The organism is Roseateles flavus, from assembly GCF_039872765.1.
In the GTDB taxonomy this organism is placed as follows: domain Bacteria; phylum Pseudomonadota; class Gammaproteobacteria; order Burkholderiales; family Burkholderiaceae_C; genus Roseateles_B; species Roseateles_B flavus.
Map to the genome: position 1 here is coordinate 95,466 of NZ_JBDPZC010000010.1, position 14,820 is coordinate 110,285.

Below are 14,820 nucleotides of genomic sequence, written 5' to 3' on the forward strand. Positions count from 1 at the left end.
GCCCGCTTCAGCCCGCGGCGATCTGGGTCCGGCGGTAGCTCGCCGGGGATCGGCCGATCAGCCGGCTGAACTCGCGGGTGAAATGGGCCTGGTCGTAGAAGCCCAGGGACTGCGCCAGGTCCGCCAGGTCCACGGCCTCGGGCGAGGAGAGTCGGTGCACAGCCTCCTGAAGCCGGAAGCGTTGCACCACCCACTTGGGCGGCACGCCCACATGCTCCTGGAAGAGGCGCTGCAGCTGGCGCTCGCTCATGGACAGCGCACGGGCCAGGGCGCTGACGCTGCAGGGGCCTTCGTCCGCCGCCGCCACGGCCACGGCCTGCGCTGCCAGCGGCTCGGGCAGCTTCGCGCCTCGTACCAGCGGCTGCAGGAAGGCCTGGGCATGGGCGCACAGGGCCGCTGGATCCTCGGCGTCCAGCACCGCCGACTCGGCCGCCGCGCTGGGCAGGCCCCAGAGCGCGGCCGTCGAGACCTGCCGGTCCGTCAGCGCGGACATCGGACCCTGCAACAGGGGGCGCAGGCCGCCGACCCGGAATCGCAGGCCCAGCACGCGCCCCCGGCCTTGCAGCTGTCGTTCGAAGACCCGCCGCAGCACGCCGTGGACGGCCGTGCATCCGCGATCGAACACCAGATGCGCATGAGGAAAGGGCAGGGTGCGCTGGCTCTGCGCGGGCTGGCCGGACAGATCCCATTGCACGCACCACAGGAACTCGACGAAGGGGCTCAGCCAGGGCTCGGCCGGGTGGCGCTGCAGCTGGATGCGCCGGGCGGCGCCGGCGGGGTCGATGATGCCGCGCTGGTGCAGCGGCTGGTCCCGGCCCTGCGGCGGCGCGTCGGGTTTTTGCAATCCTTGTGGCGCCGGGCTGCCTAGAGTGCCGGGCTTGCACTCCGCGGGAGTGTGGGACGAAAGGATCAAGGACATGGAAATTCAGACTTCGGCAGCAAGGACACGGGCCCAGGCGGTGCTGGGAGGCATCGGCAGGGCCGCGGGCTGCCTCGCCCTGGCCCTGTGCGGCCTGTCGGCGGCGAGCGGTGCGGAGCCGGGCGGGCTGGACGCGGGGCAGGCCTGGGCCCGCAGTATCTCCGGAACGATGGAGGTGACGCTCAGTGCCCTGGACCCGTCGGTGGCCGCCCAGCCTGGGTCGCCGGTGCTCGGCCGCAAGGGCCTGAGCAAGCGCTATCACGGCGTGCTCGAGGCACTGGCGGAGGGCGAGATGCTCACGGCCGGCGGGACGGTCAAGGGCTCTGGCGCCTATGTGGCCGTGGAGCGCGTCGTGGGTGCGCTGGACGGGCGCTCGGGCAGCTTCGCCCTGGTCCATCGCGGGGTGATGCAGGGCAGCCAGCAGGTCCTGCTCGTCAGCGTGGTGCCGGACTCCGGCACCGGTGAGCTGGCCGGCCTGCGCGGCGTCCTGCAGATCGAGCGGCGGGATGGGCAGCACCACTACCGCTTCGACTACACGCTGCCCTGATCACCCGGGCTGGATCAGCCGCCCTGCCAGCCACAGCTGCGCGCCCACGCCCAGCAGAAAGCACAGCGTGCGCGGCACGATGGGCAGTCCGGCGATGCTGACGGCGTAGTGCCCCACGCGGGCCCAGAAGTAGAGCTGGGCGGCCAGCGCCGTGCCGGCATCCTGACGCCCGGCCAGCACCACGGCCAGGACCAGCGGGGCGAAGACCACCAGGTTCTCGACGGCATTCAGGTGGGCGCGCCAGGCCCGCTGCGCCCAGAGCGCGCGCGGCGGCGGGTCGGCGGGCGGGAACCAGGCCCAGCCCGGGGGGCCCAGCTCCTTGAAGCGATTGGCCACATAGGGCAGCCAGAGCAGGGCGCACCAACCGGCCGAGAGGGCCAGCCACTGCAATTCGGGGGACGTAGACTGCGGCACCGAGGCCTCCTGTTGTTGAGCAGGCCCAGACCATAATCAGGAGCGCCATGGGCCGCAGGGATGAGCTGGAAGCACGCGCAGGACAGGATGGAGATGCGGCCCCGCTGGTCTCCCTGAGCGACCCCCTGCCCGCGCCCCTTCACCAGGCCCTGGCCCAGGGCCTGGGCGCCTGCCAGCTGGCCGGCGAGGGCCTGGACTGGCGGGCGGAGCTGGGCCGCGCAGCGCCGGCTGCCGCCAAGCTGCTGTGGGTGCGCAGCGGCGTCCTGGGCCTGCGCCTGGGCCACCGCCCACTGAGCCTGCGCCCGGGCCAGGCCTTGCTGCTGGATCCCTCCCAGCCCCTGCACTTGCAGTGCGACACACCTTTCCAGCACCTGATGGCCCTGCTGCCTGACGAGGACGGGCAACTGCGCCGCGAGGCCCGCGCCGGCGAGTCGCCCCGGTCCCTGCCCACGCCGCTGGGCGACTTTCTCGGCAGCTGGTCGCGGGGCTCGGCCACCATGCCCTGGCGGGCGCAATGGCATGCCGCCCAGGCGGCGAAGGGCTGGTGGCTGGGGCTGCGGGCCCTGCCGCAGACACCTGCCGAACGCCTGCGCGCCGAGGCCCGCGCCCTGCTGGCACAGGATCCGGCCGCATGGGATGCCGCAGGACTGGCCCGGCAGCTGCGCGTCAGCCGCCGCCACCTGGACGCCGCCCTGGCGCAGGAGGGGCTCACGGCCACCCAGCTGATCTGGGCCGAGCGCCTGAACCGTGCGCGGCTTGCGCTGCTGGCGCCCCTGCCGCCCTCCATCACGGCCCTGGCCTACGAGCTGGGCTTCAAGGACAGTGCGCATTTCAGCCGCAAGTTCCGCCAGCAGCATGGTGCCGCGCCCCGACAATGGCGGGCCCGGCAACTCCAGACTCAGGACCACGGCTGATGCAAGGCCTGCACCTCACCGCCGATCTGCGCGGCTGCGACCCCGCCCTCCCGCTGATGACCGACCCCGCGGCGCTGCGCCAGCGCTGCCTGGCGGCGGTCACCGAGGCGGGGCTGGGCGCGGTCGCCGAGCTCTTCCATCGCTTCACGCCGGCCGTGGAGGGCGAGCCCAGCGGCGTCACCGGCGTGGTGCTGCTGGCCGAATCGCACCTGGCCGTCCACACCTGGCCCGAGCTGGGTGGGGTGACGCTGGATGTCTATGTCTGCAACTACGGGGCGGACAACAGCGCGAAGGCTGAGTCCCTGATGGCTGCGCTGGTCCGTGCCTTTGCGCCCGGCGAGGTTCAGCGCCAGACCCTGCACAGGGGCCAGGGCGGTTCAGCCGCCTGAGCTGGCGCGGGCCAGCCAGGCCCTGGGCGGCAGGCCCATGCGCTGCTTGAACCGCGTGATGAAGGCACTGGGGCTTTCGTAGCCCATGTCCAGAGCCACGGTGGTCACGGGGGCGCCGGCCACCAGGCGCTCCAGGGCCAGCGTCAGCCGGACCTGCTGCCGCCACTGCGCAAAGCCCATGCCCGTCTCCCCCTGGAAACGGCGGCTCAAGGTGCGCCGGCTCATGTGCAGGCGCTGGGCCCAGTGGTCCAGGTCCGTGGCGTCGTCAGGGTGGGCCAGCAGATGCTCGCAGAGGGGCCGCAGCCGGGGATCGGCCGGCATGGGAATGCACAGCGGCTGCGCGGGGGCCTGGCAGACGAGGTCGGCCAGCACGGCCTGGTAGGCCTCATGCGCGCGGCAATGGGCCTCGTCGTGCAGGGCCTGCAGCAGGGACTTCAGCAGGGGCGTGCTGAGCAGCACTTTCCACTGCGCGGGAAAGCCGGCCGTGGCCCAGGCCTCGTCCACATAGAAATTGAGGCCGCGGGTGGGGGTCAGGTATTGCGCGCCATGCAGGGCCTGGGGCGGCATCCAGGCCAGGAAGCCCGGCGGCAGGGTCCAGCGCGAATCCTCGGTGAGCACCGTCAGCAGGCCCGAGCTCACCCACAGCAGCTGCCCTTGCGGGTGGCGATGCGGTGCAGGCGCGTCGGAGGGCTGGTGGTCCAGCGCTTGGCTGTGGAGGCGGGGCATGGCCGCTTGGCCCGATCGGGAAGGCGGATGGCGACAGCGCGCAAGTATGCGGCAGCGCGCGCCGGAACACTGAAGGGCCTTGTTCACCGGAGATCCGGATGCCGCACGACCTTTCCACCCCCCAGGCTGGCGAGCCCCTGCTCGAGCGCCTGATCCCCCTGCTGCGGGAGGCGGGCCAGCGCCTGCTGTCCCGGCAACCCTCGCGGGCCCGGCACGATGCCAGCCTGATGCGTCAGTGCGTGGACGAAGCCGGCGCCAGCACCCTGCGCCACCTGGGCCAGGCCCTGCAGGCGCAGTGGCCGGACGTTCCCGTGTTCCCGACCGGGCTCACGCCGGATCGCCTGCCTGCCGTGACGGGCCTCTACTGGCTCTGCGACCCACTGGACGGCGCGATCCAGTACCTGGCCGGACTGCCGATGTGGACCTGCAACCTGACCCTGATGCAGGGCGCAGAGCCGCTGCTGGCCCTCGTGCACGATGCTTGCTTGGATCGCAGCTACCACGCGCTGCGGGGCCAGGGCGCGGGCTGCGATGGCGGGGTCATCCGCTGCAGCGAGGCGCCGCTGCTGGCCCTGTCCACGCTGGGGACCAGCTTTCCCAATGTGCCGCCCCGGCCGCAGGCGGAGGTCGACGACTTCCTGGGTCACCTGGCCCGCACGGTGCCGGCCGTGCTGGCGCAGCGCTGGATCGGTTCGGCCACGCTGTCACTGGCTCTGGTGGCCTGCGGCAGGCTCGATGCCTACTGGGAATGCGGCCGGCATCTGGTCGACTGGTTGCCCGGCCTGCTGATCGCCCGCGAGGCAGGGGCGACGGTGTCAGGCCTCGGGACCGTGCCGCTGGGCGAACCTGGCTCGGGCCTTCTCGCGGCACCGGCGGCCCTCCACCGGCAGTTGCTGGACCTGTGGCAGCCCGGCACGCCGCGGTGAAGAGCCCGCAGGCCGCATCAAAGGTGCCTCGCGAAGAAGCGCACCACGCGGGCGCGCGACAGATAGGCCTGCTCGGCATCCGGGCTCATCTGCACGCTGGGCACGACGCCCGTGCTGAAGTAGCTGCCCTGGTTGGCGTAGGGGTCCGTCACCGTGATGGGCACCATCAGGCGGTCCCAGCCATGGGAGGCGCCGGGGTAGACGTTCACGCTGACGATGCCGCCATTGCTGGCATTGACCGACTGCGCCAGGGCCTGGCAGGGAGCGCCGCTGTTGTCGTAGTCGTCCTGACTGCCGACCTGGATCATCACCGGCGCGCCGGTGAGGTTGATCCACTGGACGCCGAACTGGGCCGGCGTGGTGTGCAGGGCGGCCAGCAGGGACGCGTTGTTCCAGGGATAGCAGACCGGGTAATGCGCGACGTGCGCCTTGAAACTGCGGCCGCCGCCGAACCTGCCGGCATAGAGGCGCTCGGCCGCCCCCAGGCTCACCAGACCGCCCCAGGAGAAGCCCATCACGCCGATGCGGGCGCCATCGATCTCCGGCCGCTGGGCCAGGTAGGCCAGGGCCGAGAAGGCGTCCGGGTAGGTCAGCACCGGCGCACTGGGGCGCTGGCTGGCGTTGCTGACGCCGCGGGCCTGCCACATGTCGATCTGCAGGGTGGCGATGCCGGCGGCGTTGAGCGCGGCCTCGTAGAAGTCTCCGCGGGCATCGACGCCGGCCGAGCCATGCAGGATCAGCACGGCCGGCAACTTGCGGTGGCCATGGCCGGCGCCCCGGATCGCGTGCGCGGGCAGGCTCAGCTTGCCCTGGATCGTCAACATCGCGCCGGGCGATGCCAGGTTGGGGGAGGGGAAGCTGATGAAGGAGACGTCCGGCTGCCCGCCCCGTGCCAGACCCTCCTCGCCCGCTGCCTGCGCGGGCAGCGCGACCAGGGCCGCCGCCGCCGCTGCCATGCTGATCGCCACCCGCCCCGTCGCCTTCAACCAATTCCAAGCCATGCTTGCCTCCGATGCGCCTGTTGCTCGCAGGCGGACCGTCCGGCTGCGCAGCTCAGACGCTATCACCGAGGCGCGGCCCCGGCCTCGGGACTTGCCTGGAGGGGCCGGATGGCGGCGGGAGGCTCGCCGCGCGGGCTCAGCGCACCGGATCCGGCGCGCGGCGGATAGACCACTGGGCCTGTGCGGCCAGCTCTGCCGCCGTGGGCTCGTCGGCCGTCACCAGGTATTCATGGCTGCTGCGCTCGACGAAATAGGCGGAGCGGTAGCGCAGCAGGAGCTCACCCAGGGCCTTGCGGGCCTGGCCAGGGGTGCCGGTGAAGGTGAGGGTCAGCGTGGTCATGGTGGAGATCCTTGCAATGCCGGCGCGAAAGGGGGCCGGCGGTCATTCCTGAACGCCTGGGCGGCGGCTCGGTTGACGGTGGGTGGCGGCGGGAGTGCGGTGATTGCGCGGCGCTGCTCCGGCAGATGGCTTGAGGCGGCGCAAAGAAGGGGCGTGAGATATGCACGGCGAAACACGGCGGACGGCCCCGGAGCGACGTAACAATCTGTTCCTTGGCACACCCGCGCGAAAGCCGGGGTCGCAAAGCCTCCGGTCTACAGCCAGCCTGCCTGCAGGCGGTCATGATGGCGGGGTTGCGCACTCCCTCCCCAGGGGGGCAGGTCTTGCGTCGCGTTGACGAAGCGTCGCGCCCGGTCCTGTCTCCCGGCCCTGTGTTCGCGGGCGGCCGGTCTCTTCAACACCCCTCGAGAGGAAACACGGTATGGGTCTGAGTGTGCGTCTGCGTTTGAATCTGTCTTCCCTGGCCGCGGCCCTGCTGATGGCGCTGCCGGGCCTCGCGGCCGCACAGGCCATGGACGAGGAGGCGCTCATCGAAACCATGCGCAACAGCATGGCCCAGCGCGGGCAGACGCTCAGCCCGGAGCAGGAGCTGAGCATGCGCCTCAAGATCCGCGAGACGATGCAGCGCATGCAGCAGCTGGGCCAGGGCAGGGCGCCGGTGCAGGGCTCGGCCTTGCCCTTGGCTTCGCCCTCGCCCTCGCTCTTTTCACCCCCCGCGCCCCTGGCCGCACCCGCGCAGGCCGCAACGCCCCAGCCCGCGCGGGCCACCGCCGAGCTGGCCCAGCAGATCGCCGCCTTGCCGGCCCCGCACACCGTGCAGGTCGAGCAGCGCAAGGATGGCTTCGTCATCAACGGGCAGTTGGTCGTGGATCCGGAGGGCAAGGTCGGGCGTGCGGCGGTGGACCCCCTCACCGGCGACTTCGCCTACCTGGTGCAGCGCATGGATGGTGTTCAGCTGCTCAAGCGCGGCCGCGGCACGGCGGCGCCCTTCACGGTGGGCCAGGTGAGCAGCCGCCCGGGCCAGTGGATGCTGCAGACCGTCGATGGCCAGACCCTGGCCGGCGACGGCCTGGTGCTGAGCTCGCAGGGCGCGCTGCTGCTGCGCGCGGCCAGCGCCTTCGAGTTCAGGCCGGGCCAGGCCTTGCGCACCATCGCCATCCCCGAGGGCTGGACCCCGGTGCCGCTGCAGCGCGGTGACGTGGCCAGCACCCGCACCCTGCTGCTGGAGAAGGACGCCTCCACGCGCCCCTCGCCCGACAGCCTGACCGGCGCCGTGAGCGGCCTGTTCAGCCTGGCCAAGCGCGTGGTGGGGGCCGAGGAAGCCAATGACTACGCCCTGTTCCATCTGGACACCGGCATGCTCAGCACGCTGGCCATGGCCGTGGACGACAAGCAGGTCACCCGCTACAGCGACTGCCGCCGCCAGAACGCCGTGGTCAACAAATGCGCCAAGGCCGATTCCTACGAGTCCCTGTGGAACCCGGACGGCTCGCCCAATGCCTTCCACTACTTCTGGCAGGCGCAGTGGTTCAACACCGCCGGCGGACCGGTGGCCGTGGTGCGCCAGGCCTCGACCAAGGAGGTGCGCCTCTTCGACCTGGCCAGCGGCAAGCAGGTGGTGGCCTTCCGCCGCCCCATGGGCATCGCCAAGCACACGGCCCAGCTGACGGCCGAGGGCAAGCTGCGCGTCACCGCCCAGCTGGCCTTCACCACCCACACGCTGGAGGACGCCCGCGCCCTGCTGGACAGCGCGTCGGACCAGCGCGGTGCGCCGGTGGAGGGCACCATCATCGCGGGGCAGCCGGAAGGGGCGGCGCCGGCCGCGGTGACGGCCGGCGCCTCAGGGAGCTGAGTCCTGCTCAGGGCGCGTCGATGCTGCCCAGGAAACGCAGGAGTTCGGCGGCCGTCTCGTCGGGGAACTGGTCCGCGAAGAAGTGGCCGCCGGGCAGCGTCGCCGTCTGCACGGCGCGGCAGCGCGTGCGCCATTGCGCCGGGATGTCGAAGAGCGCGTTCATCACGCCTGCCTCGCCGTAGAAGACCAGGGTCGGACATTCAACCAGCCGCTGGGCGTCCGCCTGATCCAGGGCCAGGTCCACGGTGGCCGCGGCGCGGTAGTCCGAGCAGGAACCATGGATCATGCCGGGGTCGCGCCAGCAGCGGCGGTAGTCGGCCAGCTGCTCTGTGTCGAAGTCGCCCAGCCGCGCCTTGCCCCAGCCCAGCAGGCAGGTCTCGTAGAAATAGTCCGGGTCCTGGCCGATGAGGCGCTCGGGGAAGGGCTCGGGCTGCTGCAGGAAATACCAGTGCCAGTAGGTGGCCGCGACCTGCCGGTTGGTGTCCATGAACATGGCCAGGGTCGGCACGATGTCCATGACGGTCAGCGAACGCACGGCCTCGGGATGGTCCAGCGCCAGCCGGTGGGCGGTGCGCCCGCCGCGGTCATGGCCGACGAGGTGGAAGCGATCGAAGCCGAGCTGGCGCATCAGACCGAGCTGGTCGTCGGCCAGGGCCCGGAACGAATAGTTCGAATGGTCCGGCAGGTCGCGGGGCTTGCCGGAATCCCCGTAGCCGCGCAGGTCGGCCGCCACCACGGTGTAGTGCCGCGCCAGCTGCGGCGCGATGCGGGCCCACATCGCCCGGTTCTGGGGAAAGCCGTGCAGCAGGAGCAGGGGCGGGCCTGAGCCGCCGATGCAGTAGGCGATGTCCAGCTCGCCGAGCCTCGCCCGGGAGCTGCTGAAACCGACGAAATCCATGGGACTCTCCAGATCGTTCCACACCACGGCCGCCTGACTGGCAAGACCTGACCCCTTGTCCAGGCGTCGCTGCAGGCCCTGCCGGGGAGGATAGAGGGCCGCTCCTGCCCTGTCACCTGAGGCCCTCAGCCGGGACCCTGGCGCCGCGTCGTCTGCGGCGTTGCCTGCTCCGCCAGCACCTCGCTGGACCGGTCGCCCATCCAGTAGCGCGCCCCCGCGCCGCGGCGCCCGGCCGCGTCCTGCGGGTTGTAGAGCTTGCACTTGCTGAGGGACAGGCAGCCGCAGCCGATGCAGGAGGCGAGGGTGTCCTGCAGCTGCTGCAGCTCAGCGATCCGTGCTGCCAGCAGGGGCTGCCAGGCGCGCGAGAGGCGCTCCCAGTCGCGCGCATTGGGTGTGCGCGCGTCTGGCAGGCTGGCCAGCGCGGCGCGGATCTGGTCCAGGCTCAGGCCTACCTGCTGTGCGGCGCGGATGAAGGCCACGCGGCGCAGGTCGCTGCGGGCAAACTGGCGGCGGCCCGAGGCGCTGCGGTGGCTCAGCAGCAGTCCCTGCTCCTCGTAGAAGCGAAGGGCGCTGGCGGCCACGCCGGCGCGGCGGGCGAAATCGCCGATGGGAAGCAGGGTGGGGGAGGCATCGCTCATGACGGTTCCGCAAGACGAGAGGGGGAACGAAATGAAGGCTTGACTTCAAGTTCACTTGAACTTGCAGTATGCGCCCATCGTGTCGTGACGCAATGAGGAGAACGATGATGGACGAGCTACTGAACCATGCCTTCCAGGACTGGGCGCATCGCCTGGCTGACGAGCCGGCCCGGCCGGCAGCGCCTGCGGGCCGGGCGCTGCCGCCAAAAGCCGGCTCGCAGGCCCTGCTCCATGGGGGCCTGGACGCGGCGCAGGCCTTCGGCCCCGCTTTCGACGGTGCCATGAGCAACCACCTGCCCATGGCCCTGCATGCGGCCTGGGAGATGGGCGCGGAGGCCCCGCGCCTGCAGGCCCTGGTCGACCATGAGCGGCCCAAGCTGGTGCCGGCACGGCCGGCCTCGGAGGCCGAGGCCGCCTCGGCCCGGCGCGCCGCCCAGCGGCGCATGACGGGCGCGGCGGGGGCGGACGAATGGCTGCTGCATCGCGGCCAGCCCGAGTCCTTCCCCTGGCTGCAGGCCTACTTCTCGGCCCAGCTGGCCCAGCAGCCGGCCACCCAGGTCCTGGGAGCCCATCTCGAAGCGCTGCTGCGCTCGCCCCATGCCTTCGCCTTCCATGGCCTGATCCGCACGGCGCATGCCTGGGAAAGCGGCCACCGCGCCGAGCTGGCCGCGGCGCTGGCCACCTGGGCCGCCTGGTGGGAACTGCTGCCCGCGGGGCGCCGGGACGGCGAGGCGATGCCACCGCAGGCCTGGGCCCAGGCGCTGCGCAGCCGCACGCAGGGCTGGCGCAGCGAGTTGCCCATGATCATCTATCGCATGCGCAGCGCAGGGGAGACGCCGCTCTATGCCGGCCTGGCCGAGTGCCTGGCGCCGGCCTCCGGCCTGGCCGAGCGCCGCGAGCAGCTGTTGGCCTTGGCCCGCGAGGCCTATCTGCACAGCCGCAATTTCACGGTCCTGCACCTGATCACCGGCCTGCGGGGGCTGCGGGTGCTGCTGCCCCTGCTGCAGGCGTCGGCCGATCAGCAGCCCCTCGTCGCCGCGCTGGACCGCGCCACAGTGGCCGGCTGGATGGCCGGGCGCCTGCACTGGCAGGAGGGCGTGCCGGCAGGCGCGCTGCTGCCCTGGCCGGCGCTGCACCGCGCCGCCCTGGCCCAGGACGACGAGCACGTGATCAAGGGCGTCCATGCCTGCTGGCAGGAGGACGTCCGGGCGCCGGACGCGCGCTGGCGCCAGGTGGCGCAGCGCATGCTGGAAGGCCAGGCCTGAAGGGTGGCGCGCAGGCGCTGGAATTGGCAAGTCCGGCTTGATAATCTGTGCCAAGCCGTCTTGATCCATCTCCAGCCGGAGGCGCCTGCCCCATGTCCCAGAGCGAGCTGCGTACCCTCACCATCTTCGTCAAGACCGCCGAACTGGGCAGCCTGCGCCGCGCGGCGGCGGCCGAGGGCATCAGCCCCCAGGCGGCCAGCCAGGCCCTGGCCCAGCTGGAGCAGAAGCTGGGCGCGCGGCTGTTCCACCGCACCACGCGGAACATGTCGCTGACGGACGAGGGCCGGCTCTTCATGGACGCCGCCCTGCCGGCCCTGCAGGGCCTGGAGCGCGCCTTCCAGGTGGTGCGCCAGGCGCGGGACGAGGTGGCGGGGCCCCTGCGCATCGTGGGCCCGCGCTCCAGCTTCCAGCCGGTGATCGGAGCCCTGGTGGACGAGTTCTGCCGCCGCCACCCCGATGCCCAGCCCGATGTGCAGCTGGACGACCGCATCGGCAACTGGGTCGAGGACCGGGTGGACGTGGGCTTCCGCGTGGGCTCGGCACCCGCGGATGGCGTCATCGCCCGGCGCCTCTTCCCCCTGCAGATGATCATCTGCGCCGCCCCCGCCTACCTGGCCCGCTACGGCGCGCCCGACAGCCTGGCCGAGCTGGCGGCCCACCGCTGCAGCGGCTTTCGCAAGCCGGGCACGGGCCGGCTCATGCCCTGGCCGGTCAAGGTCGACGGCGCCACGCTGGAGCAGGACGTGCTGTCCAGCTTCTCCACCAACGAGGAGGGCCTGGAGCTGGACGCCCTGCTCAGCGGGCGGGTCATCGGCCAGGTCAGCGGCATCATGGGCGCGGCCCACCTGCGCGCCGGCCGCCTGGTGCCCCTGCTGAGCGCCCATGTGGCCGACCAGTACGGCCTGCACATCTACTGGGGCAGCCGGGTCGCGCAGCCGGCGCGGGTGCGGGCCTTCATCGACCTGGCCATCGAGCGCCTGGCCGGCAACACGGACTATGTGCTGGGCGAGCAGGAACTGGCCCGCCTGGAAGCGCAGGGCCGACGCCAGCACCTCCGGCCGAGCGCCCGATTGGCAAGCAACGCTTGACAGTGCAGCAAGCGCCGCTGGGCTATCCGCGCTGCGGGGAAGGGCCTACATTCAGCGGCTGATTGCTTCGCTGCTCCGCTCTCCGAACTGCTGTCCGGACGGCGGCTGCGCTCCCCCTCTTCCCTCTTCATCGTGCGGAGACCCGACGCCATGACCCAGCTCCTCGTCAACGGCCGCGAGCACCAGCTCGACATCGATCCCGGCACCCCCGTCCTCTGGGCCCTGCGTGACAAGCTCGGTCTGTGCGGCAGCAAGTTCGGCTGTGGCGCCGCGCTGTGCGGCGCCTGCACCGTCCACGTGGACGGCCAGGCCGTGCGGGCCTGCGTGACGCCTGTTTCCGCCGTCGAAGGCAAGCCGGTGACCACCATCGAGGCCGTGACGGCCGGTGGCGACCGCGTGGGCGCCGCCGTGCATGCCGCCTGGGTCAAGCATGACGTGGCCCAGTGCGGCTACTGCCAGAGCGGCCAGATCATGTCGGCCACCGCTTTCCTCAAGAGCCTGCCCAAGGGCAAGCAGCCCACGGCCGCCGAGATCGACGCCGCCATGGCCGGCAACATCTGCCGCTGTGGCACCTATGCCCGCATCCGCGCCGCCGTGGCCGAAGCCGCCCGCGCCCTGGCCTGAAGGAGACCCCCATGCTGAACCGCCACCTGTCTCCCGAACTCGGCGCGGCCCTGGCCGCCGAGATGCCCCGTGCGCTGCAGCACATCCTCTCGCGCGATTCGGCCGAGGCGCCGTCGGCGCTGAGCCGCCGCGGCTTCCTCAAGATCACCGGCGGGGCCGGCTTCGCGCTGGGCTTCGCCCCGCTGGCCGCCACCGCTGCCGACGCCCCCGAGGCGTCTGCCAAGGGCCTCAAGCCCTTCCAGCAGCCGGTGTCCTTCCTGCGCATTGCGCCGGACGGCACGGTCACGGTGCTGGTCAACCGCCTGGAGTTCGGCCAGGGCGTGCACACGGCCCTGCCCATGATCCTGGCCGAGGAGCTGGATGCCGACTGGTCCCGCGTGCGCGCCGAGCTTGGCAGCAATGACCCGGCCTTCGTGGACCCCGCGTTCGGCCTGCACATGACCGGCGGCTCCAACAGCATCAAGAACAGCTTCATGCAGTACCGCGAACTGGGCGCCCGCGCCCGGGCCATGCTCATGGGCGCGGCCGCTGCGCGCTGGAACGTGGGCGTGGCCACGCTGCGCACGGAGCAGGGCCAGGTGATCAGCGCCGACGGCCGCCGGGCCGGCTACGGCGAGCTGGCGGATGCCGCGATGGCTCAGCCGGTGCCCGAGCAGGTCACGCTGAAGAACCCCAAGGACTTCCGCCTGATCGGCAAGCCCATGGACCGCCTGGACAGCAAGGCCAAGAGCAGTGGCAAGCAGGACTTCGGCATCGACGTGCGCCTGCCCGGCCAGCTCACCGCCGTGATCGCCCGCCCGCCGGTCTTCGGCGCCAAGCCCCGCTCGGTGGACGATGCCGCCGCGCGCGCCGTGCGTGGCGTGAAGGCCGTGCTGCGCGTGCCCCTGGATCGCGGTGCGGAAGGCATCGCCGTGATCGCCGATGGCTACTGGCCCGCCAAGATGGGCCGGGAGGCGCTCAAGATCGACTGGGACAACTCGGCCGTCGAGAAGGTCGACAGCGCGAAGCAGCTGGCCCAGTACCGCCAGCTCGCCCGCCAGGACGCCCCCGAGCACTTCAAGGCTGACATGGCACCGCTGGCCAAGGCTCCGCACAAGATCCAGGCCGAGTTCCACTTCCCCTACCTGGCCCACGCGCCCATGGAGCCGCTGAACTGCACCGTGCAGTGGCAGCCCGAGGGCGCCACGCTGTGGGTGGGCACCCAGTTCCCGGGCGTGGACGGCATGGCCGCCGCCAAGGTGCTGGGCCTCAAGCCCGAGCAGGTGGCCGTCAAGGTGCAGATGGCCGGGGGCGGCTTCGGCCGGCGTGCGGTGGCCACCAGCGACTTCGTCACGGAAGCCTGCGCCGTGGCCAAGGCGGCCCGCAGCGCCGGCATCGAGGCGCCCATCAAGACCCAGTGGAGCCGTGAGGACGACATCCATGGCGGCTACTACCGCCCCATGCACCTGCACCAGGCGCACCTGGGCTTCGACAAGCAGGGCAATGTGCTGGCCTGGGACCACGTCATCGTGGGCCAGTCCATCGTCTCCGGCACCATGTTCGAAGGCTTCATGGTCAAGAACGGCATCGACCAGACCGCCGTGGAAGGCATGAAGGAGCCCTATCCCTTCCCCATGCGCCTGCGCGTGCACCATCCCAAGCTCAACGTGCCGGTGCTGTGGTGGCGCAGCGTGGGCTCCACCCACACGGCCTTCGTGATGGAGACGCTGGTGGACGAGATCGCCCGGGCGACGAAGCAGGACCCCGTCGCCTACCGGCTGAAGATGTTCGGCGACAAGCACCCGCGCCACCGCGCCGCGCTGGAGCTGGCCGTGGCCCAGAGCGGCTATGGCCAGCGCAAGCTGCCGGCGGGCCGGGCCTTCGGTGTGGCGGTGCATGAGTCCTTCGACACCGTGGTGGCCTATGTGGTGGAGGCCTCGGTGAAGAAGGGCCAGGCGGTGCTGCACCAGGTCACGGCCGGCGTGCATTGCAATCTGGCGGTGAACCCCCGCACGGTGGAGGCCCAGGTGCAGGGCGCCGCGCTGATGGGCCTGGGCATGTGCCTGCCCGGTGCGGCCATCACGCTGAAGGACGGCGTGGTGGAGCAGGGCAATTTCGGCGACTACGTCGTGCCGCGCATCACCGACATGCCGGCGATCGCCGTGCACATCGTGCCCAGCGCGGAGCCGCCCACCGGCATGGGCGAGCCGGGTCTGCCGCCGCTGGCGCCGGCCTTTGCCAATGCCGTCGCCAAGCTCACCGGCAAGCCGCAGCGCCAGCTGCCCTTCAAGCTTGCTTGA

At 71.7% G+C, this 14,820-nt stretch carries 16 protein-coding genes and 1 riboswitch; of the genes, 9 read left to right on the forward strand and 7 right to left on the reverse strand.

What is annotated here, in order from left to right:
- Positions 1 to 7: 7 nt before the first annotated feature.
- The gene (locus ABDJ40_RS19320) at positions 8 to 844 is read right to left on the reverse strand and encodes an AraC family transcriptional regulator (RefSeq protein ID WP_347612057.1); all 837 of its coding nucleotides are present in this window, start codon (positions 842 to 844) and stop codon (positions 8 to 10) included.
- Positions 845 to 917: 73 nt separating this feature from the next.
- On the opposite strand from ABDJ40_RS19320, the gene ABDJ40_RS19325 reads away from it, so the two are divergent.
- Positions 918 to 1,466: a DUF3224 domain-containing protein gene (locus tag ABDJ40_RS19325; protein WP_347612059.1), complete on the forward strand. Its 549-nt coding sequence runs from the start codon at positions 918 to 920 to the stop codon at positions 1,464 to 1,466.
- Here ABDJ40_RS19325 and ABDJ40_RS19330 read toward each other — a convergent pair whose 3' ends face one another.
- Positions 1,467 to 1,880 carry an MAPEG family protein gene (locus ABDJ40_RS19330; RefSeq protein WP_347612061.1) on the reverse strand — a complete coding sequence of 138 codons (414 nt, stop codon included), beginning with the start codon at positions 1,878 to 1,880 and terminating at the stop codon, positions 1,467 to 1,469. It abuts the gene before it with no gap.
- A 47-nt stretch (positions 1,881 to 1,927) separates the two neighbouring features.
- Between ABDJ40_RS19330 and ABDJ40_RS19335 the strand changes: the two genes are divergently transcribed.
- Together ABDJ40_RS19335 and speD are read left to right on the forward strand one after the other, a co-directional pair.
- Positions 1,928 to 2,794, forward strand: coding sequence for an AraC family transcriptional regulator (locus ABDJ40_RS19335; protein WP_347612062.1), 867 nt, complete (start codon positions 1,928 to 1,930; stop codon positions 2,792 to 2,794).
- Entirely contained in the window at positions 2,794 to 3,183 is a 390-nt protein-coding gene (gene speD / locus ABDJ40_RS19340; RefSeq protein WP_347612063.1) for an adenosylmethionine decarboxylase, read from the forward strand. The genes ABDJ40_RS19335 and speD overlap by 1 nt, the downstream gene beginning before the upstream one ends.
- Here speD and ABDJ40_RS19345 read toward each other — a convergent pair.
- Complete coding sequence (locus ABDJ40_RS19345) at positions 3,172 to 3,909, reverse strand: AraC family transcriptional regulator (protein ID WP_347612065.1); 738 nt, start codon at positions 3,907 to 3,909, stop codon at positions 3,172 to 3,174. The genes speD and ABDJ40_RS19345 overlap by 12 nt on opposite strands.
- A 98-nt stretch (positions 3,910 to 4,007) precedes the next feature.
- Here ABDJ40_RS19345 and ABDJ40_RS19350 point away from each other — a divergent pair, with 98 nt between their 5' ends.
- Complete coding sequence (locus tag ABDJ40_RS19350) at positions 4,008 to 4,835, forward strand: inositol monophosphatase family protein (RefSeq protein ID WP_347612066.1); 828 nt, start codon at positions 4,008 to 4,010, stop codon at positions 4,833 to 4,835.
- Positions 4,836 to 4,852: 17 nt separating this feature from the next.
- Here ABDJ40_RS19350 and ABDJ40_RS19355 read toward each other — a convergent pair whose 3' ends face one another.
- On the reverse strand, positions 4,853 to 5,836 hold the full coding sequence (locus ABDJ40_RS19355) for a dienelactone hydrolase family protein (protein ID WP_347612067.1): 984 nt from the start codon (positions 5,834 to 5,836) through the stop codon (positions 4,853 to 4,855).
- A 136-nt stretch (positions 5,837 to 5,972) separates the two neighbouring features.
- Positions 5,973 to 6,176, reverse strand: coding sequence for a hypothetical protein (locus ABDJ40_RS19360; RefSeq protein ID WP_347612069.1), 204 nt, complete (start codon positions 6,174 to 6,176; stop codon positions 5,973 to 5,975).
- A gap of 204 nt (positions 6,177 to 6,380) precedes the next feature.
- Positions 6,381 to 6,477: riboswitch (cyclic di-GMP riboswitch) on the forward strand.
- 120 nt (positions 6,478 to 6,597) lie between these two features.
- On the opposite strand from ABDJ40_RS19360, the gene ABDJ40_RS19365 reads away from it, so the two are divergent.
- Complete coding sequence (locus ABDJ40_RS19365; RefSeq protein ID WP_347612071.1) at positions 6,598 to 8,028, forward strand: hypothetical protein; 1,431 nt, start codon at positions 6,598 to 6,600, stop codon at positions 8,026 to 8,028.
- A 7-nt stretch (positions 8,029 to 8,035) separates the two neighbouring features.
- Here ABDJ40_RS19365 and ABDJ40_RS19370 read toward each other — a convergent pair whose 3' ends face one another.
- Both ABDJ40_RS19370 and soxR read right to left on the reverse strand, forming a co-directional pair.
- A complete protein-coding gene (locus ABDJ40_RS19370; protein ID WP_347612072.1) occupies positions 8,036 to 8,926 on the reverse strand; it encodes an alpha/beta fold hydrolase in 891 nt (296 codons plus the stop codon).
- Positions 8,927 to 9,051: 125 nt separating this feature from the next.
- A complete protein-coding gene (gene soxR / locus ABDJ40_RS19375) occupies positions 9,052 to 9,564 on the reverse strand; it encodes a redox-sensitive transcriptional activator SoxR (protein WP_347612075.1) in 513 nt (170 codons plus the stop codon).
- Between the two features lie 107 nt (positions 9,565 to 9,671).
- Between soxR and ABDJ40_RS19380 the strand changes: the two genes are divergently transcribed.
- The 4 genes from ABDJ40_RS19380 to ABDJ40_RS19395 all read left to right on the forward strand — a co-directional run bounded on the left by ABDJ40_RS19380 (position 9,672) and on the right by ABDJ40_RS19395 (position 14,820).
- On the forward strand, positions 9,672 to 10,829 hold the full coding sequence (locus ABDJ40_RS19380) for a questin oxidase family protein (RefSeq protein WP_347612077.1): 1,158 nt from the start codon (positions 9,672 to 9,674) through the stop codon (positions 10,827 to 10,829).
- Between the two features lie 92 nt (positions 10,830 to 10,921).
- Positions 10,922 to 11,917, forward strand: a complete 996-nt coding sequence (locus ABDJ40_RS19385; RefSeq protein ID WP_269629869.1) for a LysR family transcriptional regulator — start codon at positions 10,922 to 10,924, stop codon at positions 11,915 to 11,917.
- Between the two features lie 150 nt (positions 11,918 to 12,067).
- Positions 12,068 to 12,541: a (2Fe-2S)-binding protein gene (locus ABDJ40_RS19390; RefSeq protein ID WP_347612080.1), complete on the forward strand. Its 474-nt coding sequence runs from the start codon at positions 12,068 to 12,070 to the stop codon at positions 12,539 to 12,541.
- A gap of 11 nt (positions 12,542 to 12,552) precedes the next feature.
- Entirely contained in the window at positions 12,553 to 14,820 is a 2,268-nt protein-coding gene (locus ABDJ40_RS19395) for a xanthine dehydrogenase family protein molybdopterin-binding subunit (RefSeq protein ID WP_347612083.1), read from the forward strand.

Excerpts from the sequence above, each read along its gene's own strand:
- speD (WP_347612063.1), top strand. The coding sequence starts at position 2,794 with ATGCAAGGCCTGCACCTCACCGCCGATCTGCGCGGCTGCGACCCCGCC.
- ABDJ40_RS19325 (WP_347612059.1), top strand. The coding sequence starts at position 918 with ATGGAAATTCAGACTTCGGCAGCAAGGACACGGGCCCAGGCGGTGCTG.
- ABDJ40_RS19335 (WP_347612062.1), top strand. The coding sequence starts at position 1,928 with ATGGGCCGCAGGGATGAGCTGGAAGCACGCGCAGGACAGGATGGAGAT.
- ABDJ40_RS19365 (WP_347612071.1), top strand. The coding sequence starts at position 6,598 with ATGGGTCTGAGTGTGCGTCTGCGTTTGAATCTGTCTTCCCTGGCCGCG.
- ABDJ40_RS19355 (WP_347612067.1), bottom strand. The coding sequence starts at position 5,836 with ATGGCTTGGAATTGGTTGAAGGCGACGGGGCGGGTGGCGATCAGCATG.
- ABDJ40_RS19350 (WP_347612066.1), top strand. The coding sequence starts at position 4,008 with ATGCCGCACGACCTTTCCACCCCCCAGGCTGGCGAGCCCCTGCTCGAG.
- ABDJ40_RS19395 (WP_347612083.1), top strand. The coding sequence starts at position 12,553 with ATGCTGAACCGCCACCTGTCTCCCGAACTCGGCGCGGCCCTGGCCGCC.
- soxR (WP_347612075.1), bottom strand. The coding sequence starts at position 9,564 with ATGAGCGATGCCTCCCCCACCCTGCTTCCCATCGGCGATTTCGCCCGC.
- ABDJ40_RS19390 (WP_347612080.1), top strand. The coding sequence starts at position 12,068 with ATGACCCAGCTCCTCGTCAACGGCCGCGAGCACCAGCTCGACATCGAT.
- ABDJ40_RS19370 (WP_347612072.1), bottom strand. The coding sequence starts at position 8,926 with ATGGATTTCGTCGGTTTCAGCAGCTCCCGGGCGAGGCTCGGCGAGCTG.
- ABDJ40_RS19345 (WP_347612065.1), bottom strand. The coding sequence starts at position 3,909 with ATGCCCCGCCTCCACAGCCAAGCGCTGGACCACCAGCCCTCCGACGCG.
- ABDJ40_RS19360 (WP_347612069.1), bottom strand. The coding sequence starts at position 6,176 with ATGACCACGCTGACCCTCACCTTCACCGGCACCCCTGGCCAGGCCCGC.
- ABDJ40_RS19380 (WP_347612077.1), top strand. The coding sequence starts at position 9,672 with ATGGACGAGCTACTGAACCATGCCTTCCAGGACTGGGCGCATCGCCTG.
- ABDJ40_RS19385 (WP_269629869.1), top strand. The coding sequence starts at position 10,922 with ATGTCCCAGAGCGAGCTGCGTACCCTCACCATCTTCGTCAAGACCGCC.